Raw genomic sequence first — 22,944 nt, forward strand, 5'->3', positions numbered from 1 at the left:
TTTTTCCGCAGAATCTTAATGGTTTTGTTATTTTTGTTAGAATAATTTTAAAATAATGCCGGAAAAAGAAGATTTACCTCCTAAAAATATCAAGAACAATCCGAAAATCATGAAAGCCTGGGCGCTGTACGACTGGGCAAATTCGGTGTATTCTTTGGTTATTACGTCAACCATTTTTCCAATTTATTATTCCATTCTCACCACCGCTTCCGAAAAAAGCGAGTATGTGGCGGAAACAGGTCAATGGATAAAGGTTCCGGTGCGGCACATGATATCAATTTTTGGTAAAGAATATCAACCCGACGCGATTTATGGTTATTCACTCACCATTTCATTTTTAATCGTGGTTTTACTTTCGCCGTTTCTATCGTCGTTAGCGGATACCATCGGTAATAAAAAATCATTCCTTCAGTTTTTCTGTTATCTCGGTTCAACTTCATGTATGGGACTGGCGATGTTTACCGGCATGGAAAACGTCTTTTTAGGTTTGCTTTTCAGCATTACCGCAAGTGTAGGTTTCTGGGGAAGTTTGGTGTTTTATAATTCCTTTTTACCGGATATTGCAACGCCCGACAAGCAGGATGCGCTGTCGGCCAAAGGTTACGTTTATGGCTATCTGGGGTCCGTGGTGCTTGTAATTATTTGCCTTGTGCTTATTCAGGTTTTTGCGAAAAATGCCGAAGAAGCCAAAACTTATACCCGAATTTCTTTCCTTTTAACCGGCGCGTGGTGGTTTGTTTTTGCACAATATACTTTTAAACATTTACCGCAATTCGGTAATATCAAAGAACAGCTGCCGAAAGATTTGGTTTTGCTGAACTACAAAAACATTTTTAAAAAGCATGAGGAGCAGGGCGGATTTTGGGAGGTATTAAAGGATAATTTTCATTTTTATCTGGACATTGCCCGTCAGAGTTTCCGCGAACTTTTCAAGGTTGGAAAAACCTTGTTTGCAGACCGTAATCTGAAATTTTTCCTGTCCAGCTTTTTCTTTTACAGTGTCGGCATGCAAACCATTTTCTTGATGGCAACACTTTTCGGTAAAAGTGAAATAAATCTCGAGCAGGACCGGCTTATTATGGTTTTATTGCTTATTCAAATTGAAGCCATCATCGGAGCACTTATTTTTTCGCGTTTATCCCGACGAATTGGTAACAAAAATGTGATTACAATCGCAATTGCTTTGTGGATTGTCGCTTGTCTTTCTGCATTTTATCTGAACAAAGAAAACCCGAATGTTGAATATCAGTTTTACGGAATTGCCGCTATTATAGGTTTGGTGATGGGCGGTTTGCAGGCAATGTCACGCTCTACATACTCGAAACTTCTGCCGGAAAACAGCATGGATAACACTACTTATTTCAGTTTCTATGATGTTTTGGAAAAAATCGCAATCATTATCGGAACATTTATTTTTGCCACGATGATTGAGCAATATCACAATATGCGCTTCGCGGCACTGTCGATGACGTTGTTTTTTGCGATCGGACTTATTCTAATTCGCTTTTTAAAATTAAAGTCGAATAATAAAGCTGCGGTTTAATAACTGACATTCAACACCTTTGGCTTATATATTGTTAGTTGATTAGCAATTTCTAATCAAATTTTTTGTAATTTTGCATCAACACAATTGAGCAGTTTAAATTAATGGCAAATCCTCTATTTTACGCGAAAATCCTCCTTTTTGGAGAGTATGGTATCATCGAAAATTCTCACGGATTGACGGTGCCTTACAGCTTTTATAAAGGAACACTGAAGTTTTCCCATTTAAGCAGCGATTTCGAAAAAAAATCGAACCTTTCCCTTCAGAAATATTCCGATTATCTTGAGAAATTAGACCTGCCAAAATCTTTCGAACTCAATATTTCAGAACTAAAAAAAGACATCGAAAAAGGCCTTTTTTTTGATTCCAACATTCCGCAAGGTTACGGCGTAGGAAGCTCCGGTGCCATGGTTGCAGCAATTTTCGAAAGATATTCTAAAACTGATTTTACACCTGACAGTATTTCCAAAGACCAACTGATGAATCTGAAAAGAGTTTTCGGTGAAATGGAAAGTTATTTTCACGGAAAAAGTTCGGGTATAGATCCGCTGATTTGTTACATGAATCTACCGATTCTTATCGAAAGCAAAGAGAACGTAGATAAAGTGTCAATTCCCGCTAGTCAGGAAGGAAAAGGCGCTATTTTCCTTATTGATTCCGGAATGACCGGCGAAACCGGCCCGATGGTGCAGATTTTCTTTGAAAAAATGAAAACCGAAGGTTTCCGCAAAACTATGAAGGAAGAGTTTATTCGCTATAACAACGCCTGTATCGACGCATTTCTGAAAAAAGAAATGACGCCGCTCTTCAAAAACTTAAAAAGTCTTTCCGTGTGGGCGTATGAACATTTTAAACCGATGATTCCCGAAAGCATTTATAAAGCCTGGAAAAACGGTCTCGATACCAACGCATATTATCTGAAACTGTGTGGCAGCGGCGGTGGTGGCTATATTCTTGGTTTTACAAAAGACTATAAGAAAGCCGAAAAGATGCTGGAAGGTTTTCACAAAGAAGTCATTTACAGGTTCTAAAAAACTCGAGCCAAAAAGCCACATAAAATGTATTTACCTAAGTGACTTTCCGGCGCATGAAAAATCCTTTGGTTTACCGCTTATCGCAGTTTATCGCCTTTTTAATGGGCGCCAAAGTTTTCGTCACTTTACTTTTAACATTCGCTTTATACGTTTCCACTTTTTTTCTGTTTAACCAGGAAGAAAGCCTGCGCGAATTTGTTTTTGATCTGCGCGTTCACGGGATTATTTTCTGCACCATTTTAAGCGTTTTAGCGGGCGGAATTATCAACCAGTTTTACGACCGCGAAAAAGATCAGATCACAAAACCCTTCCGAACGAAACTGCAGAATTTCCTGAAACAGAAATATTTCCTGTACGCTTACCTGATTTTAAATTTATTCTCGCTTACGCTGGCGGTGCTTATTTCAGAGCGCGTTTTTATTTTTTTTCTCATTTACCAGTTTTTGATGTGGTTTTACAGCCACAAACTCAGCAAAATTCTGGTGCTGAACAACATCACTTTCGTCGGACTCACGCTGTATCCGTTTTTCGGCATGCTCGTTTATTACCGAACGCTGTCGTTGTACATCATTTTGCTTTCGGTTTTTATCTTTTTGATGTTGCTTATCATCGACATTATTAAAGATACACTCACCAAAAACGCGGATAAAATTTTCGGTTACGCCACGATTCCAAATTCGTTCTCTCAAAAAATTACCCGCTATTTGCTCGTTTTTTTGCTGATTTCTGTAATGGTAACCTGCGGTTGTATTATTTATATTAAAGGTTTGGGTTCCATAATGAGCTATTATTTTGCTATCAGTATTTTGGTGCAGATTGTTTCGGTTTTTCTGATTTTAATTAAAGTAAAAAATGGCAAATTCCTCAATTTAAATTTAATGAGGATTTGGATTTTTATTGGAATTCTGGCCATGCTCGCGAACGGAATTAAAAGTTATTACTTCTACTAATTTCGAAAAATTCGGTCTTAAAAAGGCAGATTTTTTGGTTTTGATATATTTTACCTCTCAAACGTTACGACCGATAATTTAAAAATAGCGTATCTTTGCAGATAAAATTTTTCGGAAAAATGAGCAGAGACAGCAATGGTAATAAAAAAGCACGCATCAGCAAAATTTCTAACAAAGGAAGTTCTGCAAAACCGCGTGCGACAAAGTCTGCGCGACCACGTGCTGAAAAACCTGTAGAAAAACAGGAAGCAAAAGAACCGAAAGCGCCAAGAGAACCGCGCCTTTTATCGCAGTCTGAAGCAAGATCTTACGAAAAAACTTTCAACAAACCGGCTTCCCGAAAAATGGGGAAAAGAATCGGAAAATCTTTTGATTCTAGTTCAAAATTGGAAAAAACTGGTGACAAAAAGCCATACAAAAAACCTTTCGTTCCTGTAGATCAAGCTGAAAAAACACGTTCATATGTACAGAAAAGAAGGTTCGATAAATTAGCAAAAGAAATTCCGAAAGAATCCATCCGTTTAAATAAATACATCGCGAATTCCGGCATTTGTTCACGTCGCGAAGCTGATGAACTCATCACTCAGGGACTTGTTCAGGTGAACGGTCAGGTAGTGACTGAAATGGGCTATCAGGTTCAGAAAACCGATAAAGTTATTTTTGACGGTCAGGGGATTACACCGGAAAAACCGGTTTATGTTTTATTGAATAAACCAAAAGGCTACATTTCTACGACCAAAGATGAAAAAGCGCGTAAAACCGTAATGGATTTGGTGGCAAATGCTTCGCCGTACCGCTTATTTCCTGTCGGCAGACTGGACCGTTCAACCACGGGCGTAATTTTGCTTACCAATGACGGTCACATGACGAAAAAGCTTACGCATCCGTCATTCCAAATGAAAAAGATTTATCACGTTACTTTGGATCGAAAACTGGACCGTGCAGACCTTAACGCAATCGCAGAAGGAATCCGTCTGGAAGAAGGCATCGCAGAAGTTGATAATATCTCCTACATCGAAGGAAAACCGAAAAATGAAGTCGGTATCGAGCTTCACATCGGATGGAATAGAGTAGTGCGCCGAATTTTCCAAAAATTGGGTTACGAAGTTGAACTTTTAGACCGCGTAATGTTCGCCGGTTTAACCAAGAAAAATATCAAGCGTGGTCACTGGAGAATCCTCACAGATCTGGAAGTGAACAATTTAAAAATGCTTTAAAAAGTCCGAGCTAAAACGACTTTTTTTGTGGATTTGCAAAACAGGATTTTTAAGCCAAATAACACGAAATTTTTTAAAACCATATTTTCATCAAAATAAAAGAGACTTTGAAAAAGTCTCTTTTTTAATTTAAAAATTTACGCTGGTACTTTCGGGTTTTCCTCACGATCCCAGAAACGGTGCAGTTTGATATTTTCTACCAGTTCCGCTAAATCTCCGTTCGTAGTAACACCTTTCGCCGGTAGTTTTACTTCCGGAATTGCTTTATTTAAAAAATCAGAAGCGTCTTCAGCTGTTGCTATTGGCTTACAATGTTTATAAGCTTCTGCTACGAAATGCAGCGCATCCGGATTTCCAGCAAGCGTTTCCGTACTGTTTCCACCAGCGACATACACTGCATCAAAAACTACCGAAGCAGCCGTTAGCAAACTTTCATCAATTGGATATTCATCACCTGAAATGGTGCTCACAAAACCGTGATGCGGAGCTATAACAGAAACCATTGCTCCCATATCGCAAAGTTCTTTTTTTACTTTCGTAAAGGCTTCATCATTTACACCATCGGCGGTTAAAATGGCAATTCTGCGCGCTATAATATTCGTCGGCAGTTTATTCGCCATGCTTAATGACGGCGCGTCATTCACGGGAAGTTTGTTTTTAAAGGAATGGTAATGCTCCAGATCTGCACCTGCCGGAATTCCGTCCGTAATCGGCTGTGGTAATCTTTCGGGAGTTAGACCTAAATTTTTCCCCACGATTTGCGACAATTCTTCATTAACTTCTAACAGCATATTTACCACGCGCTGACGGATCGGAACGATTTTCACTTTTCCTAACTCAAACGAAAACGCGTTTTGAATGTGTCTTTTTTCAGCATCGGACATGCTTTGGTAAAACAAAGCCGGTTGGCTGAAATGATCGAAAAAACTTTTGCTGCGTTGACGGATTTTTGAAGCATCGATGCGTTCTTCAAACGATGAAAATCCACCTTCCGAAATCATTGCCTGGAACGGACAGCCGCCTCCAATCGAATTTGGATTATAAGACACTTTTCCTTTGTTAATCTGCATTCTGTGCATTCCGTCTCGCTGGTTATTTGTAACTTCCGGAATGGATTTATTAATTGGAATTTCATGGAAATTAGGCCCGCCTAATCGTGAAATCTGCGTATCAGTATAAGAAAATAGTCGTCCTTGAAGTAGCGGATCGTTGGTAAAATCGATGCCAGGAACCAAATGTCCGGGGTGGAAAGCAACCTGTTCAGTTTCAGCAAAGAAATTATCCGGATTTCTATTCAAAGTCATTTTCCCTATTATCTCTACCGGAACCATTTCTTCCGGAATTAATTTCGTCGGGTCCAGAAGATCGAACGGAAATTTATACTCGTCTTCCTGCGCCACAATCTGCACACCGAGTTCCCATTCAGGATAATGGCCTTCATCAATCGCTTCCCAAAGATCGCGTCGGTGATAATCAGTGTCTTTTCCAGCGATTCTTTGCGCTTCGTCCCAAGCCAGACCTAAAACACCTTGTTTTGGTTTCCAGTGAAATTTTACAAAATGCGACTTTCCTTCATCATTAATAAATCGGAAAGTGTGAATACCAAACCCTTCCATGGTTCGTACACTACGTGGGATACCACGGTCACTCATTTTCCAAATTACGTTGTGCATGGTTTCCGGCATCAAAGAAACAAAATCCCAGAAAGTGTCATGTGCTGACGCCGCTTGTGGGATTTCATTGTGTGGTTCGGGCTTTACAGCATGTACCAAATCTGGAAATTTAGTCGCATCCTGAATAAAAAATACCGGCATATTATTTCCTACCAAATCATAATTTCCTTCCTGCGTATAAAATTTTACCGCAAATCCGCGCACATCTCTCGGCATATCTGTAGAACCTCTCGATCCCTGTACGGTGGAAAAACGGGCAAATACCGGTGTTTTTATGGAAGTATCATTCAGAAATTTTGCTTTTGTATATTTTCCCATCGGTTTGAACAGCTCGAAAACGCCATGTGCGCCGGAACCTCGTGCGTGCACAATTCTTTCCGGAATTCTTTCGTGGTCAAAATGCGTAATCTTTTCACGCAGTATAAAATCTTCCAAAAGCGTCGGTCCGCGGTCACCGGCTTTTAAAGAATTTTGGTCGTCATTAATTTTTAAACCCTGGTTGGTATTTAGAAATTCGCCCTGGTTATCAGTCGTATACTTGCCGAGCTGTTCTTTCTTCGGATTAGCTCCGTTTTCAAATGGTTCACTTTCGTTTATTTTCATCTTGTCTTTTTTTAATGTTATTTGGTCTTTACTACACGGCATTTAGATCTTTTGACTGAAGTTTTCCGTCTACAGCTTGAGAATTTAAGTTGGTATCCGCAATGTAGCTCAGTAAAGTGTCAGACTTTTTTTCTTCACCTAAAGTTCGGAGCAGTAAATCCAAAGCAGTTCGTTCATTTAAAGTTTTCGCAAAAGCAGCTAAAGTTCCGTAAGATGCAATTTCGTAATGTTCCACTTTTTGCGCGCTTGCAATAATTCCGGCGTCGCGAACCGGACCTTCCACGGTAGAATTCATCACCTCATTTCCTTCGGTAATAATTCCTTCAATTGCCGGACATTTTTTGCCTTCTGCTTTTTCGCCGAGCGATTCAAAAACCATTTCCAGACGCACAACCTGTTCTTTGGTCTGCGCTAAATGATCTTTAATTGCGGTTTTTAGTTTTTGGTTGGTTGCCTGCTCGAACATTACTGGCAAAGTTTTCACGAGCGCATTTTCTGCATAGTAAATGTCCTTCAGACTGTCGAGAAAAAGTTCCCGAAGTGTGCCTGCTACTTCTGATTTTTGTGATGATTTTTTCTTTGTTTCCATTATTTGTGAATTTATTTGGTGTTAAAAAGCTATTTTTTTGCGTTTCTTTCTTTGATTTTAAACAGCTAAACTTTTCGAATTTCCAAGAAAGTTTAAGCAAAACACGGAACAACTTTTAAACCAAGTTGATGCTGTGTCTTTAATTTAGATTACGACTAATTAAAGAACTGCATGTTTGTAAAATCAAAACAAAAAAAACGCCGCTAAAACCGCAAAATTTTTCGATTTGATGAACTGAAACAAAATAGAAAAAAGTGCTCATTTAGCTCCGAAAAAATTTAAATAAATATTTTAAAACGAGTTACGCCGAAAAAATTTTATTTTGAAAACGTAAATTCTTCCCGCTGAACTGGTGTTTTTTCGCATATTTCATTAAACTCCTCAATCGAAGAAAACTGCAGCTGTTCGATAATTTTATATTCGTAAAAAGCTTTGAAAGTCTCGTTTTTAAAAACCCACGGTTCCACGCCGATTAAATTCTCGGCTTTATAAAAAGTTTGATTCACCACACCGTCCGGACCTTCAGAAATCTCCATTTTGCGGCCTTCCGGCTGTATTTTATCCATGCAAATCAGCAAAGAAAATGCGTCGCACCATTCCACAAAGCGGTAAATCCGTTCCGCATATTTTTGGTCTATGCTCAAAGATTTCAAAATAACCCGACGGTTTTTTTCCTGCTCTTTCAGGAAATTTTTCAGGTTTTCATCTTTTTTCCTTTCTTCTTCACCAAAAACAAAATCAATGTGCATCGATGTTAAAAGCGCATTCAGCTGACTTTTTGCCGTCGCAAGTTCCATCACGCTTAATTTCTGCTTAATATCGGTTTTTTTCTTGCCGTCTTCTATTGCAAAATGACGTGGCGCGCCGGCTTCCGTGAGGTTTTTACTTTGCTGCGTTTCGGCAGCACCGTCGTCGTGTTCTGCAATTGCAATCAGCGTCGGGACCATGATATCATTTGGTAAATCAATATCATATTGGTACGCCAACATCGCTGCAAGCAAACCATGCGAGCGTTGATTGATGATTTTCCAGCCTTTGCGGTGCGAAGTGACAATCATTATTAATTATTTAGCAGAAATTTAAACAGCAAAAATTTGACGTTATTCCTCGGTATTTTTTGGTTTTGTCCGAACGATGAAACGCAGCGCCATATCTTTGGTGAAATAGGCCGTGGTCCAGTTATACAGCGTGCTGATGCGGTTTCGATAATTGATAAGCGAAAGCAGGTGAATGAAAAGCCACATCGCCCAGGCGATAAATCCCGAAAAAAACATTTTTGGTTTCGGAAATTCGGCAACGGCTTTATTTTTTCCAATAATTGCCATCGAACCTTTGTCGTGATAGCTGAAAGGTTTTGGCGTTCCCTTTTGAAAACCTTCCAGAAAGTTTTCAGCTAAATTATCAGCCTGCTGAATCGCGACCTGCGCAACCTGCGGATGACCTTCCGGAAAATTGGGATCGGCGGTCATTAAACTGGTGTCGCCTAACGCGAAAATATCATCGAAGCCGACGAGTCTGTTATAGGCATCAACAATTAATCTTTTTCCGCGGCCATAAGCTTCCTGGGGTAAACCTTTAAAAATAATGGCAGTGACACCCGCTGCCCAGATTAAATTTTTTGTTGGAATAGATTCGCCGTTTTTAAACTGCACAGCATCATCTTTAAACTCGGTGACCATGGTATTGAGCTTAATTTTAACGCCCATCTCGGTCAGTTTTTTATAAGTGTATTGCTGCGATTTTTCGCTCATCGGCGTAAGTACAGCGTTTAAACCATCGACAAGATAAATTTCACCGCCGGCGCCTTTCAGCTCCGGATAATCTTTGGCAATGATATTTTTTTTCATTTCGGCAAACATTCCGGAAATTTCCACGCCAGTTGGACCGCCGCCCGCAACCACAACGGTTAACAATCTTTTGCATTGTTCCGGATCGGTTTCGCGCGATGCCATTTCCAGCCGTTCCAATAAAGTGTTCCGCATGGAAAGCGCATCGGAAACTGTTTTCATTGGTATGGCGTTTTCTTCAATACTTTTAATCCCGAAATAATTCGTGACGCAACCGGTTGCTATAACCAAATAATCGTAGGAAACTTCGCCGGTGGAAAGCATCACTTTTTTTTCTGCAGGAAAGATTTCTTCAAGCTCGCCCAGTCTGTACCGAAAATTTTTCTTTCCGCGGAAAAGCAGCCTGTACGGATAGCAAATGCTTGACGTTTCCAAATATCCCGTGGCAACCTGATAAATTAAAGGCGGAAAGAAATTGTAATTGTTTTTGTCCACCAGCGTGATTTCAAAACCGGGTTTATCAGCAAGCTTTTCAGCGAGGTTTACGCCGGCAAAACCACCGCCGATAATCAGTATTTTTTTTCGGTCCATACTCATTTTAATTTTTTTTAAATAAAATTTTTACCTGCTTTAAGGGGCAATTTTTTAAGAAGGAAAGGTTAAAACGTGGCTTGAAAATTATCCGTGTTGTTTAAGGTAATTTTCCTTTTTTAGCTTGAAAACGGTTTTAAAAATCATCATACTTTATGCCATTTCCTGGCGAAATAAAAATAGTGTTTTACTATTCAGCACATTATGTTTCGGCATTTTGAGAAATTCGCGCCGTTTAGCAGCCAAAAAATTTCGCTGAAATGAGATTGAAAAACTGGTTTGGTACAACAAATGATGCAACTTTTAAAACATTAAAAAATTAAAGGTGATGAAAGCAAAAATTATTACCGCAGTTTTATTTGGACTCGTGCTAAGCGCCTGTTCCAAAAATGAATCGAATTCCAATACCCAGCCAGCGGATTATGCGGAAACGCGTGATGCTTTAATTCAAAACAGAGCAAATGACTCTCTCGCGGGTGACAGCATCGATAGCGCAAACGGACCGACCGCAATGCCGCCGCAGGAAAAACGTCCGGACACAGAACCTTAACCCTTTCAAAAATATGCTAAAAGTATTCGAAGAATTTTTCGGATACTTTTGGTATGCTTTGACCTTATAATAAATGGATCAATTTTAGTTATTAAAAATATCAGGATTTAACACCCAAAAATTTTATATGATAGAAGCCAGCGAATATTCATTTGATTTAAAGCAAATGTTGTGGGGAGATTTCGGTTTACTGATTTATCTGGAAGTCGTCCTGAGAATCCTCGTCATAATGGTTTACACCATTTTAATGATCCGCTGGATTGGCAAAAGAGTAGTGGGCGGACTGGGCAGCTCCGATATTTTGCTGATCGTCGCCATGGGAAGCGCGGTGGGCGACGCAATGTTGTACCCAAGCATTCCGCTGAGCATTCCACTGACGGTGATTACCTTAATTGCTGCTTTCCAAAAATTGTACGTTTATGTCGGAATTAAATACCAACCCGTGCGGAAAGTCACACACCCGAATGTGATGAAATTGGTGGAACACGGAAAGCTGCTTAAAGAAAATTTCGAAGTAGATGATATTGATAAAAATGAAGTTTTCATGCTTCTGCGCCAGCACGGAATTCAATATTTATCTGAAGTTGAGCACGCATATTATGAGCAGTCGGGTGAACTGAGTGTTTTTAAGTATGAAAATCCTCCGGTACTGGAAAATTCAATTTTACCGGAACATTTATCGGATCAAAATTGATTCATGACAAAAAAAACCGGCTATTTGTGGGGTTTTTTTTACTTTTTTAAATTTCAAAATTATTCAACAGAGCTAACTGAATACTGAATTGGTTTAAAACTACCACCGTTGCTGTCTTCCGCGGAACATGCTGTTAAACAAACCAAAAGATCCATTTGAGCTTGAAATTTCACATAATCACCAGCTTTTGAAGTTGGAGGTAAAACTGAAATCCTTCCTTTTTCGTCAAACTGAACGTTCATAAAAATGTTGAACGCTGTAGGAATATCATCCTGTTTAATGCCCATCGGTGCTAAGTTTTTTGATAAATTTTCGAGACAGCTGGGATGATAGCCTTCGTAATTATACATAATTTCAAAAGTTTCTTTGCTGCATGGTGCCAGTAGAAAATCATTTCTGCCGTTGGTGTCTTCCAAAATTTCCATCATTTTTCGGGAACGGTTGCTCCACAAAAAATTTCCGGTGCTGATTAAAATTGATTCTTCAAAATCCAGCGTTTTTCCCGAAGATAATTTTTCATTAAAATCATTTGCATTGAACAAAACCATGTCGCTTACCTGCATTCCTTCCGGATCAATTACCGTCAGAATTTCACCTTTTTTCAGGTAAAATGCTTTGCCGCTTTGTTCTTCGATTGTACAAATTTCGCTCATCAATTTTTATTTAAGAATGATGGAAAGGACATTTCCAATTTTTTTCTACATTTCTGCCGCTATATTGTTTAGCTTCGGAATCCTGACCGAAATCCCGCAAAACCGGATTGATTTCACCCTGTAAATCGGCATCATTCTGACGAATAGTATCCCGAACGGTTTCATAAGTTCCCATTTCGCGCAGCTTTTCAAATTGGTGATGAAGATTGAAAACAAAAGTCGGATACGGCGCCCGACGTGCAAGTCTTGAACTTTTTGAATGCATTCCAATGATGTAAAACGCTCTTCCACCTAAACTGAAACTGAAATTGGGATTTTCCGGATCGTCACTTACACGCGGATCCCATTCCTGATCGTCCAGCTCGTGAAGTTTTTGCAAAGAATTCCACAAGGCTTTTTCAAAACTAATTTCATCATCGAATGTATTTTTAGGAAAAACCGCTAAAAAAGATTCAAAATTATTTCCTTTGAAATCATAATTTTCAAGATAATCTTTTAAATCCGAAAGCAGTTGCTGCAATTCCGACGGATCTTCCATATCGTCGTAAACACCGAGTCGGTAATTTTCCATTTTGATAATGGATTTCGCCATGATGCACGGATGTTCTTCGTTATCTATAAAATTTCTAAAATCTTTTTCTATCTTTTTTAATTTTGGATGGGTTTCTACAGTTGTATTCATCTTTTTCGTGATTTTATAATGAAATTGGCAAGATTTCGATAGCATTTCAGTAAATCAAAAAGCAGTTATTTTCGAAGAGGTAATGGAATATTTTGCAGTAAATGCCGCGAAAATCTCTCTTGCTTATTCCAAGGAATTCGTCTGAAACCTTCACAAATTATACCAAATAAAAATTTTTCGCCGTATTTCAGGCGTTTTTTTAAGATTCAGCAATTTGTTATTTAAAACAGAAAAAGCGCAAAAGCTTTTTTTTGCGCTTTTAAAGTCTAATTTATTGAAATTTAATCACCAGTTTCCGAGTGTGCTGAATCTACAGGTTTTGATTGTGAAGAACCTTTTTGCCTTAGAAAAATGGAAAGGATGATGATGGCGAAAACTGACAGAAATTCGCTTTGCCAGTTTTGGAAAGACTCAAACCAAAGCCGCGAGCTGGCAATATATTCCTGCCAGTTTTCCAAAGGTTTTCCTGTGAGTTGGTTTTCGGTATTTGCATCTTTCAGACTTCCATAAACGTGAAGCATGAAAGATAGAATAAACAGAATAAAAAGCGAAATAGACAGCGAGTTTTTATAGATTTTTAAAATAATTCCGCCTTTTCGGACAGCCCACGGCGCATCTTTTTTGTCGGGTGAAGGCTCTTTATCAACAGGATTTTCCTCATCGAATTTCTTTGATTCCGAAGAACCTTTTTGGTAAAGAAAAATGGTGAACCAAACCAAAAGTGCCATTTGAAGAAACTCACTTTCCCAGTTTTCAAAAGTGGCTTCGATGAAATGTCCTGAGGTTAAATATTCGCCTAAACCAACAACGTGGCCGCCCCATTCCTCGAGGTTTTTGTTATACTCCTGAATGCCTAAAACAATCTGTCTGGTAATGCTGAGTAAAAAAGGACGAAAAAAACGGTAGAAAGTCGGTTCTCAAAAAAGAATTTTTTCATTTCTGTATTTTATGATTTGGTAAAAGCGAAAATTTGCCGCTTTAAGCGGCAAATTTTTAATTAATTTCACTTCTCTTTTTCGGCATATCGATGATTTCCGCCTGACGTTTGGAATGTTCCCGAATGTAAACTTCTTTTCGCAAATTGGTACTTGAAAAACGGTGGCGACGGGTGTTGTAGTAGAGTCTGATATTTTGTGATTCGCAATATTCACGTCCCGTAAAGTTTTGATCTTTATATTCATCACCGATGATGCGCACATCAATTTTATAAAGTTTTAAAATATCTTCCAGATCTTTTTCCGTGGTGTATGGAATAATTTCATCCACGTATTTGCATGCGTGAAGCTGAATGTAACGTTCAACTACAGTTTGCGTCGGTTTATTTTTTTCTGGCCTGTCGATGGTCGGATCGGTTTGAAGTCCGACGATCAGATAGTCGCACTGCGATTTTGCTTCTGCCAACATTCTTACGTGACCGGCATGTAGCAGATCGAAGCAGCTAAAAGTGATTCCGACCATATTCCCTGATTTATTATTTGTTTTTTCCATAATAGTGTTTTTTTAGTCTTTTAAGCTGTCGCCATAAAGTTTAGTTTTTGTTGTTGGCGCTCTAGACATTCAATGTATTCCGGCGCCGGAATACGGTTTCCTTTTTCATCCAAATCGAAAAGTCCGCAGTTGCTGTAAACCGAAAGATTGTCCCAGTCGGGACGGTCTGTAATCGGGTAAATGCATACGCCGTGGAAATCTACACCGCGCTGATGAGCCAATAAAACCTGAGCTGTAATTTCATCCAGCCACTGTGCACGACCTTCACCGAAATGTCCGGTTTCGGAGAGAAAAATAGGTTTTTCATATCTGGTATAAGCTTGTAACAACAGTTCATTCAGCTCAACTCTTTCATCATTTACATCCGGCCAGGCGAGACTTTTATCTTCACCGCGCCATTGGCAGTTCCAGTAATAATTGAAGCCGAGAATTTCAAGGAAACTTTCATCACCACCTAAATCCGGACACATGCGGCCTGCGATTATGTCCATTGCTTCAAACTGGTATTGATTTCTTCGGTAAAGATGTTCGGGATCATCACCATCGTCATGAATAAGCACAAGCGGCTCTACCAAAACGATTTTACAGGTCGGATCTTCTTCTTTTAGGACTTTTATTCCTTTAATTGCAGCTTTACATAAATGGTATTTGATGTCCCAACCATTATGTGTTGCGAAAGGTACGGTGCCGCGCGCTTCACCTGATAACCACGATAAAAAACTTATTTCATTTATTGGAACCACATAAAGTGTTTCGTCGCACGTCAGGCGGTAAAACTGCGCAAAAGCGCGGCAAAGATTTTCAAAACGCTGCGCGAAATGAGGATGCGTCGGGAAAAGCCCGTCGGGATAACCAAAATGAATGAGATCCCAAATAATTTGAATACCGAATTTTTCAGCGGTTTTTATACGGTTTAAAACTTCAGAAAAATCATAATTTCCGGGCGATTTTTCGACCTTGCTCCAGCAGATTCCTTCGCGCACAGTGAAAATTCCCAATTCTACTAAGTTTTGGTAATCTTCATAAACGCGAACGTCGTGCTGTGTTTCCTGCAGCAGATTTACGCGGTCACCGTGGCGGTTAATGTGGTCTGCACACTCAAAACCACCCATGAAAAAACTTTTAAAAATGTAATTTGATTTCATATCCGCATTTCTAAGGTTTCAAATAGTTCCAAAGCATTTTTAAATGCCTGATCCATATTAAAATATTTATAGTTTGCTAAACGTCCTACGAAATATATGTTTTCCAGTTTATCCGCTTCCTCCTTATATTTATTATAGATTTCCTGATTTTTTTCATTCGGAACAGGATAGTAGGGTTCGCCACTATCCACCGTATATTCCTTTACAATACTGGTCTTGCTGGATTGCTGATGACCGAAATGTTTGTATTCAATAATTCTGGTAAAATCTACCTCTTCACCCGGATAATTTACGACCGAATTTTCCTGGAAATATTCCAGATCCAAATGCTCGGTTACGAAATTTATGGAACGGTATTCCAGCTTTTCCATCAATTTGTTTTCAAACTCAAAAAAACGGTCAATTGGCCCGGTATAAAATAGCTTTTCATAGACGCCAACCTGATCTTTAACATCGAAAAAGTCTGTATTTAAAAGCACTGTAATATTCGGATGATCCAGCATTTTTTCGAATAGCTGCGTATATCCACCAACTGGTAAAGCCTGGTGTTTGTCGGAAAAATAACGGTCATCGTAATTATGGCGCACCGGAATTCTCTCTAAAACCGAGGCATGCAGTTCTTCCGGATATTTGTCCCATTGCTTTTTGGTGTAATGCTTGAACATTTTTTCATAAAGCACTTTTCCCACGCGGTTTAAGACAGCTTCTTCACCATTTTTAGCATTTTCAAACGGCGTTCTGTTTTCTTCCAGCCATTGCTGCATTTCCTCCTCAGATTTTATGTTGGTATTGAAGAGGGTATTTACGGTGGTGATATTAACCGGAATAGGAACCGTTTTACAGTCAACACGTGCTATTACACGGTGATGCCAAGGATACCACTCGCTAAACCGGTTTACATATTCCCAAACCTGCTCATCATTGGTGTGAAATAAATGAGCGCCATATTTCGAGACCAATATTCCGTTTTCATCATATTCGTCAAAGCAGTTTCCTGCGATATGATATCTTTTTTCAATAACCAAAACCTGTTTTCCAATAGACGCATAACGTTCAGCTAATGTGGCACCGGAAATACCGGCGCCAATAATTAAAACATCATAATCGGTCATGCTATTGCTCTTTTTATCATTAGACGCATATTTTCTGCAGTGGAATCCCAGGACGTTTTTTGTAAAATTTCCCGGTATTCGCGCCTAAAATTCTGTTTTGGATTTTCAATGGCGGTGATGAAATCGTCCGCGTCTTTTATTAAAGTTACGCAATTGCTGTAATCGCGCGCTACATCCTTAATTTTGGTAGAAATAATTGGTTTTTCTGCCGCCATATATTCCAAGGTTTTTGTAGGGCTGATGAATTTTGTAGAATCGTTTAAAGCGAAAGGCATCATTGCAACATCAAAATATTGAAGATAGCTCGGCAATTCGTCGTAAGATTTCATACCTAAATAATAAATGTTTTGCGCGCGTGGCAAGTCGCTTTCTTCAATTTTACAAAGGGGACCAATCATCACGAAAGAAGCATCGGGACGTTTTGCTGCGGTTTCCCGAATTAGATTCAGATCAATTCTTTCATCAATCACGCCGTAATAGCCAATAATTGGTGAGGGAATTCCCTCTAAATCCAAAGGTTTTGCATTATTTCTGCTTGAAAAGTGTGAAATATCAACGGAGCTCGGGAAACAGAAAACGTTATGGTGTTTTTGCTTTTTGGATTCGTACAGCGATTTTCCGCCGGTATAAACAACGTCCGCAGCGGCTAAAAGTTGCTGCTCCTGCTCCAAAAGTTTGCTCGAGGCGCCTTTAAATAAAGAAAGCTCATCCATGCAGTCATAAACAACGCTTTCAAAATCTAAAGTTTCTAAAACCGGCACAAACGCCGCCGAGTAAAACCAGCCGAGGGAGAAATCTGTATCTTTTAAATGTTTCTTAAGGTAAGGCCCAATTTCATCGATGTGGTCAACAGCAGGTTGACAAACATCGATTTTAGAATCTAATTTTCGGACAGAAAAAACCGATTTTTCCTCATTTCTTTTGAGCGGTTCTTCTACGACCAATATTTTATAATCTTTCGCCAGGCGGCTGATGATGTGTTGTGGTCTTTGGTAAACAAAATCCCAGCGAAGATGACAGAAGACAATCATGTCATACTTCTGGAATCCATTTTTTGAATGGTTTTTCATAGCGTTTGTGTTTATAGTTTTAATGTAGAGCTGAAAACAACTTAGAACGTTGTTTTGGTAGTTTTGCAGAAACAATTAATATACCAAAATGCGAAATCAATAATGTTTTTGATTATGACTTTATTATATAGCAGTAACTTGCTTATTAGCTATATTATTTATTAATTATAGCTTTTAATATGATTAAATTCTTAATTTAATTTTTTTTGTGCAAAAATTTTTTATTTGCAGCCCTATTTCCATTAATTAGTCATAAGGTCAAAAATATAATTTTGGAAAAAAAAGGGTCTTTTAACAGTAAATCTTTAGAAAAATTTTCCTGGTTTGCTTAAAATGTGCTTATAAAAAAGAAAGATTTAAAGCAAAAAAAAACGCTCCGTTCGGAGCGTTTGAATTATTAAATTTAAATGTAACGCAATTCTCTAATAAATTAAATTCCGTCAATAATTTTATTAAGAGTTTCTGAAGGTCGCATGGCATCATCGGTTTTGTCGGTATCCGGGAAATAGTAACCGCCAATATTCTGAGGTTGTCCTTGCGCACCAATCAATTCTTCATTGATTTTCTCTTCATTTTCGAGCATTGCCTTTGCCACCGGTCCAAAAATTCCTGCTATTTCAGGGCTTTTTTCCTGATTTGCCAAAGCTTCTGCCCAATACATTGCAAGATAGAAATGTGAGCCTCTGTTGTCGATGGAACCGATTTTTCTTGAAGGTGATTTATCATTAGCCAAGAATTTTTCATTCGCAACATCCAAAGCATCCGCTAGAATCTGGGCTTTTTCGTTATTTTGAGTTTGTGCTAAATGTTCCAAACTCGCCTGCAAAGCCATAAATTCACCGAGTGAGTCCCAACGTAAATATCCTTCGCTGATAAACTGCTCAATGTGTTTTGGTGCTGAACCTCCAGCGCCTGTTTCGAAAAGTCCGCCGCCGTTCATCAATGGAACTATCGAAAGCATTTTTGCAGAAGTTCCAAGCTCAAGAATAGGGAAGAGGTCGGTAAGATAATCTCTTAGCACGTTTCCGGAAACTGAAATCGTATCCAAACCTTCGCGGATTCTACCTAAAGTAAAAGTCATCGCATCTTCAATATTCATAATTCTGATATTAAGTCCGCTGGTGTCGTAATCTTTCAGATATTTTTCAACTTTTTTAATCATTTCACGGTCGTGCGCACGATTTTCATCTAACCAGAAAACTGCTGGTGTATCCGATAATCTGGCTCTGTTAACCGCCAATTTTACCCAATCCTGGATCGGCAAATCTTTCACCTGACACATTCTGAAAACATCGCCTTTTTCAACCGGCTGTTCCATAAAGACATTTCCGTCCGCATCAGAAACTTTTATTGTTCCGGCAGCATTCATCTGGAAAGTTTTGTCATGTGAACCGTATTCTTCAGCTTTTTGAGCCATCAAACCTACGTTTGGAACAGAACCCATTGTTCTTGGATCAAGCGCGCCGTTTTTCTTCATATCTTCAATAGCAGCCTGGTAAAAACCAGCATAAGAACGGTCCGGAATCATCGCTACGGTGTCTTCTTCACCTCCATCTTTGTTCCACATTTTACCGCCGTTTCTGATCAATGCCGCCATCGATGCATCAACGATAATATCTGAAGAAACATGGAAATTTGTAATCCCTTTATCAGAATTTACCATCGCGATTCTTGGGCCGTTTTCAATAGCTTCCGCGATAGCAGCTTTAATTTCATTTTCCTTCGGATGACCGGAAATTTTTTCAAAAAGCGTTGCTAAACCAAAATTTGGATCGATATCTAATTCTTCAAAAACGTCCTTATATTTTTCGAAAACAGCTTTAAAATAAGTTTCTACAATAGCTCCGAAAATAATCGGGTCAGAAACCTTCATCATCGTAGCTTTTAAATGTCCGGAAAGTAAAACATTTGCCGCTTTAGCTTCCTCTATTGCATCTGCAACAAAACCTTTCAAAGCGGAAAGACTCATTACGGCGGTGTCGATGATTTCACCTGCTTTTAAAGGTGCAAGTCCTTTTAATTCTTTTACAGAATTGTCTTCACCAAAAAATTCAATTTTAAATTGCGAATCTTTTTCAACAGTCATCGATTTTTCGGTACCGTAAAAATCACCTGCTTTCATATGAGCAACAATGGTTTTTGAATCTGCTGACCAAGCGCCCATTTTATGTGGATTTGCTTTTGCGTAATTTTTTACAGCTCGCGGTGCACGACGGTCAGAATTTCCTTCTCGTAAAACCGGGTTTACGGCGCTTCCTAAAACTTTTGCGTAAGCACTTTTAATTTTTTCTTCTTCCGGGTTTTTTGGTTCCGCAGGATAATTTGGCACTGCAAAGCCCTTTTTTTGCAATTCAGCAATTGCTTCGGTGAGCTGAGGAACCGAAGCAGAAATATTCGGTAATTTAATGATGTTTGCTTCCGGTGTGGTTGCGAGCTGACCTAATTCTGCCAACGCGTCTTCCACTTTTTGGTCTTCACTTAAATAAGAGGAAAAATTTGCCAGAATTCTACCGGCAAGGGAAATATCTTTAGGAACAATTTCGATGTCTGCGGATTTTGCAAAAGCTTCTACCATCGGTAAAAAAGAATGCGTTGCCAACATGGGTGCTTCGTCTGTCCACGTATAAAAAATTTTTGATTTTTCTGCCATTATAATCGGTTTTATTTATTAAAATTGAGATGAACAAAAATAGGGAATTTTGGTCAATTTTTACCTGCATTCCGGGGCAATTTTCCGGCTTTAGAAATACTGAAAATGGTTAAAGGTTATTCGTTTTTATTTGTTACATTTAAATTTCATTTAAAAATATGGTTAAATACGCTTTGTCTTTTTTATTTCTCAGTCTTTCATTTTTACTGAATGCGCAAAATCACCGAATTTTCTACGAATATTCCTTCAAAATGGATTCTTTACACCGGGAAAATGTCGTGAAAGAATTAATGGTTTTAGATATTACCAAAAATGGTTCAAACTATTACAGCCAGGAAAAATTTGTTTATGATTCACTTGTAAACGAACAGTTTGCGCGTGCAAGAGCGACGCAGTCGAACAATATCAATTTATCGAAAATCCCACGCAAAGCGAAAGTTTCGCACACAGTTACAAAAAAATATCCTGCTTTTGAAGCTGTTTTTCATACCAGCATTAATGGTGATAATTTCGTGATAAAAGAAACCGAAAAGCAAAATTGGAAGATTTCACCGGAAACCTCGGAGATTGGTGGAATGAAAGCGCAAAAAGCAACAACAGATTTTGGTGGTAGAAAATGGGTCGCATGGTTTACAAATGAAATTCAGTTTCAGGACGGACCGTACAAATTTCACGGTTTGCCAGGTCTTATTTTAAATCTTGAAGATGAAAAAGGTGATCATATTTTCAGATTTGCAGGAAGCAAAAAAATGCCTCAGAAGGCGGTAATTTTTCCGGAAACGAAAGAAGATGAACTTCTTATTACGAAAGAAAAATTTAAGCAACTTTGGAGAGAATATCTAAAAGATCCGGCTAAAAAAATCCGGCAAATGCTTGCCGATAGTGAAGCGCAGATCAGAGTTACCGATCAGAACGGTAAAGAACTTTCTAATAGCGAAATAATACGCTCGCGTGAACAGCGTGCTAAAGAAGCTTTAAAGAAAACAAATAATTTTTTAGAGCTCAGTTTATATCGTTAAAAATTAGCCGCTAAAAAGGCAAAAAATAAATTTTTAACTTTGGGAAAACCCATAACTTTAGAGCGTGATTTAATGGATAAAAATATGCCGCTAAAATGGCAAAAAAAAGAGATTTCAATTGAAACCTCTTTTTTTATTTTTTAATCGAATAAGTCTCTCACTTTATCGAAAAAAGTTTTTTCCTTGCCCGAAGGTTCCGCCAACATTTCACCGTTTGCCAGCTGCTTTTCGAAAAACTCACGCTGCTCTTTGGAAAGATTTTGTGGCGTCCAGACATTGATATGTACAAACATATCGCCTTTACCATAGCTATCAATACTTGGTAAACCTTTGCCGGATAATCTTAGGATTTTCCCGGACTGTGTACCCGCATCAACTTTAATTTTCACTTTTCCGCCAACAGTCGGAATTTCTTTGTGCGTTCCCAAAGCTGCTTCCGCAAAAGAAACATACAGTTCCTGGTGAAGATTGTCGCCTTCGCGCTTGATTGAAGCATCTACTTCTTCTTCCACCACGACCAACAAGTCGCCGGGAGTTCCACCAAATGGTGCATCGTTTCCTTTTCCGCGAACATTTAGCTGAATGCCTTCACGTGCGCCTGCAGGAATATTGATAGTTACTTCTTCGTCTTCTTTAATTAAACCTTGCGCATTGGCACCGGCCGGAATTTTATCGGCAACTTTCCCAATTCCCTGGCAGGTTGAACAGTGCGTTTGAGTCTGCATTTGCCCGAACATGGTGTTCATCACTTTTACCTGAACACCGGATCCACCACAGGTTGGGCAGGTTTTGGAAGTTGCGCCAGCGGCCAACTTCATTTTTTTTACTTTAATGGTTTTCTGGGTGCCATTCACCATTTCTTCAAGATTCAGCTTAATGCGTACACGTAAATTACTGCCGCGAGACTGCTGTCTTTGCTGTCCGCCGCCACCGCCGAAATGCCCACCAAAAATATCCCCGAATTGCGAGAAAATATCATCCATGTTCATTCCGCCGCCGCCGAAACCGCCGCCGAATCCACCGTTTCCACCAAGTCCGGCATGACCGTACTGGTCGTAGCGCGCTTTTTTATTGCCATCGCTCAGGACTTCGTAGGCTTCTGCAGCTTCTTTAAATTTTTCTTCAGCAGTTTTGTCACCCGGATTTTTATCTGGGTGATATTTAATAGCCATTTTTCGGTAGGCTTTTTTTATTTCGTCTGCTGAAGCGCTTTTAGTAATTTCTAAAACTTCGTAATAGTCTCTTTTTGACATAATTGTATGAGGTGAATTTCTTCCGGTCAATTACGAACCGATTTTAATTTTAAGGAATAATTGGGTGAAGTTTTCCACCAAAGTTTTTAGTTTCCGGTTACTACTTTTGCAAATCTGATGACGCGGTCTGCAAGCTGATAACCAGTTTCAATAACATCGACCACTTTACCTTTCAGCTCTTCTGATGGCGCCGGAATTTGCGTAATCGCTTCGTGAATGTCCACATTAAAATCATCACCAGGCTGAACTGAAATAGCTTTCAAGCCTTTGTCTTCCAATTTGTTTTTCAGTTTGCTGTAGATAAGCTCAACGCCTTTTAAATCAGCTTCATTGCCATTTTTCTGGATTTCTTTCATTGCTCTTTCGAAGTCATCAAGGACATCAAGCATGGAAACCATTAAATCCTGATTTGCGTACTGAAAGAAGTCCATTTTTTCTTTGGACGTTCTTTTCTTATAATTTTCGAATTCAGCAAAAAGTCGGATATAGCGGTCTTTTTCCTGCGCCAAAAGGTCTTCATTAGAAGGCGTAGCCTCAGAATTTTCCGGCTTTTCAGCCTGATTTTTTTCATTTAGATTTTCATTGATATCTAAATTTTCGTCCTGCATATCTTTATTTTCTGACATAATATTAATTTTAAT

The 22,944-nt window shown here is 39.0% G+C and carries 21 protein-coding genes; 7 read left to right on the plus strand and 14 right to left on the minus strand.

Annotated features, from left to right (window positions below):
- Positions 1-55: 55 nt before the first annotated feature.
- The 4 genes from OA84_RS07265 to OA84_RS07280 all read left to right on the plus strand — a co-directional run bounded on the left by OA84_RS07265 (position 56) and on the right by OA84_RS07280 (position 4,744).
- Positions 56-1,543, plus strand: coding sequence for an MFS transporter (locus tag OA84_RS07265; RefSeq protein WP_039344222.1), 1,488 nt, complete (start codon positions 56-58; stop codon positions 1,541-1,543).
- A 104-nt stretch (positions 1,544-1,647) separates the two neighbouring features.
- Complete coding sequence (locus OA84_RS07270; RefSeq protein WP_039344225.1) at positions 1,648-2,574, plus strand: mevalonate kinase family protein; 927 nt, start codon at positions 1,648-1,650, stop codon at positions 2,572-2,574.
- 56 nt (positions 2,575-2,630) lie between these two features.
- On the plus strand, positions 2,631-3,527 hold the full coding sequence (locus tag OA84_RS07275) for a UbiA family prenyltransferase (RefSeq protein ID WP_052252145.1): 897 nt from the start codon (positions 2,631-2,633) through the stop codon (positions 3,525-3,527).
- 119 nt (positions 3,528-3,646) lie between these two features.
- Complete coding sequence (locus OA84_RS07280; protein ID WP_039344229.1) at positions 3,647-4,744, plus strand: pseudouridine synthase; 1,098 nt, start codon at positions 3,647-3,649, stop codon at positions 4,742-4,744.
- A 137-nt stretch (positions 4,745-4,881) separates the two neighbouring features.
- On the opposite strand, the gene OA84_RS07285 is transcribed toward OA84_RS07280, so the two are convergent.
- The 4 genes from OA84_RS07285 to OA84_RS07300 form a co-directional block, all read right to left on the minus strand.
- A complete protein-coding gene (locus tag OA84_RS07285) occupies positions 4,882-7,020 on the minus strand; it encodes a catalase (protein ID WP_039344230.1) in 2,139 nt (712 codons plus the stop codon).
- A 31-nt stretch (positions 7,021-7,051) separates the two neighbouring features.
- The gene (locus OA84_RS07290) at positions 7,052-7,609 is read right to left on the minus strand and encodes a YciE/YciF ferroxidase family protein (protein ID WP_039344232.1); all 558 of its coding nucleotides are present in this window, start codon (positions 7,607-7,609) and stop codon (positions 7,052-7,054) included.
- Between the two features lie 317 nt (positions 7,610-7,926).
- Positions 7,927-8,667, minus strand: coding sequence for a DUF3891 family protein (locus tag OA84_RS07295; RefSeq protein WP_039344234.1), 741 nt, complete (start codon positions 8,665-8,667; stop codon positions 7,927-7,929).
- 42 nt (positions 8,668-8,709) lie between these two features.
- Positions 8,710-9,987, minus strand: a complete 1,278-nt coding sequence (locus tag OA84_RS07300; RefSeq protein WP_156965068.1) for an NAD(P)/FAD-dependent oxidoreductase — start codon at positions 9,985-9,987, stop codon at positions 8,710-8,712.
- A gap of 328 nt (positions 9,988-10,315) precedes the next feature.
- Here OA84_RS07300 and OA84_RS07305 point away from each other — a divergent pair, with 328 nt between their 5' ends.
- Both OA84_RS07305 and OA84_RS07310 read left to right on the plus strand, forming a co-directional pair.
- Positions 10,316-10,537 (plus strand): hypothetical protein, encoded by a 222-nt coding sequence (locus tag OA84_RS07305; protein ID WP_039344238.1) that lies wholly within the window; start codon positions 10,316-10,318, stop codon positions 10,535-10,537.
- Positions 10,538-10,664: 127 nt separating this feature from the next.
- Positions 10,665-11,231, plus strand: coding sequence for a DUF421 domain-containing protein (locus OA84_RS07310; protein WP_039344240.1), 567 nt, complete (start codon positions 10,665-10,667; stop codon positions 11,229-11,231).
- Positions 11,232-11,290: 59 nt separating this feature from the next.
- Here OA84_RS07310 and OA84_RS07315 read toward each other — a convergent pair whose 3' ends face one another.
- The 8 genes from OA84_RS07315 to OA84_RS07350 form a co-directional block, all read right to left on the minus strand.
- Positions 11,291-11,884 (minus strand): DUF1989 domain-containing protein, encoded by a 594-nt coding sequence (locus OA84_RS07315; RefSeq protein WP_039344242.1) that lies wholly within the window; start codon positions 11,882-11,884, stop codon positions 11,291-11,293.
- A 10-nt stretch (positions 11,885-11,894) separates the two neighbouring features.
- Positions 11,895-12,566, minus strand: coding sequence for a guanitoxin biosynthesis heme-dependent pre-guanitoxin N-hydroxylase GntA (gene gntA, locus OA84_RS07320; RefSeq protein WP_039344244.1), 672 nt, complete (start codon positions 12,564-12,566; stop codon positions 11,895-11,897).
- Between the two features lie 281 nt (positions 12,567-12,847).
- The gene (locus tag OA84_RS07325) at positions 12,848-13,441 is read right to left on the minus strand and encodes a DUF6766 family protein (protein WP_316930514.1); all 594 of its coding nucleotides are present in this window, start codon (positions 13,439-13,441) and stop codon (positions 12,848-12,850) included.
- 118 nt (positions 13,442-13,559) lie between these two features.
- The gene (locus OA84_RS07330) at positions 13,560-14,054 is read right to left on the minus strand and encodes an adenylyltransferase/cytidyltransferase family protein (RefSeq protein ID WP_233701830.1); all 495 of its coding nucleotides are present in this window, start codon (positions 14,052-14,054) and stop codon (positions 13,560-13,562) included.
- 20 nt (positions 14,055-14,074) lie between these two features.
- Positions 14,075-15,199, minus strand: a complete 1,125-nt coding sequence (locus OA84_RS07335; protein WP_039344246.1) for an alpha-amylase family protein — start codon at positions 15,197-15,199, stop codon at positions 14,075-14,077.
- Positions 15,196-16,311 carry a UDP-galactopyranose mutase gene (gene glf / locus OA84_RS07340; RefSeq protein WP_039344248.1) on the minus strand — a complete coding sequence of 372 codons (1,116 nt, stop codon included), beginning with the start codon at positions 16,309-16,311 and terminating at the stop codon, positions 15,196-15,198. The genes OA84_RS07335 and glf overlap by 4 nt, the downstream gene beginning before the upstream one ends.
- On the minus strand, positions 16,308-17,381 hold the full coding sequence (locus tag OA84_RS07345; protein ID WP_039344250.1) for a glycosyltransferase: 1,074 nt from the start codon (positions 17,379-17,381) through the stop codon (positions 16,308-16,310). The genes glf and OA84_RS07345 overlap by 4 nt, the downstream gene beginning before the upstream one ends.
- Before the next feature lie 430 nt (positions 17,382-17,811).
- Positions 17,812-20,031 (minus strand): NADP-dependent isocitrate dehydrogenase, encoded by a 2,220-nt coding sequence (locus tag OA84_RS07350; RefSeq protein ID WP_039344252.1) that lies wholly within the window; start codon positions 20,029-20,031, stop codon positions 17,812-17,814.
- A gap of 158 nt (positions 20,032-20,189) precedes the next feature.
- On the opposite strand from OA84_RS07350, the gene OA84_RS07355 reads away from it, so the two are divergent.
- Positions 20,190-21,050 (plus strand): GLPGLI family protein, encoded by an 861-nt coding sequence (locus tag OA84_RS07355; protein WP_039344255.1) that lies wholly within the window; start codon positions 20,190-20,192, stop codon positions 21,048-21,050.
- A gap of 140 nt (positions 21,051-21,190) precedes the next feature.
- On the opposite strand, the gene dnaJ is transcribed toward OA84_RS07355, so the two are convergent.
- Both dnaJ and OA84_RS07365 read right to left on the minus strand, forming a co-directional pair.
- On the minus strand, positions 21,191-22,303 hold the full coding sequence (gene dnaJ / locus OA84_RS07360) for a molecular chaperone DnaJ (protein WP_039344257.1): 1,113 nt from the start codon (positions 22,301-22,303) through the stop codon (positions 21,191-21,193).
- An 86-nt stretch (positions 22,304-22,389) separates the two neighbouring features.
- Complete coding sequence (locus OA84_RS07365; RefSeq protein ID WP_039344259.1) at positions 22,390-22,929, minus strand: nucleotide exchange factor GrpE; 540 nt, start codon at positions 22,927-22,929, stop codon at positions 22,390-22,392.
- Positions 22,930-22,944 lie beyond the last annotated feature (15 nt).

This window comes from Kaistella solincola, assembly GCF_000812875.1.
In the GTDB taxonomy this organism is placed as follows: domain Bacteria; phylum Bacteroidota; class Bacteroidia; order Flavobacteriales; family Weeksellaceae; genus Kaistella; species Kaistella solincola.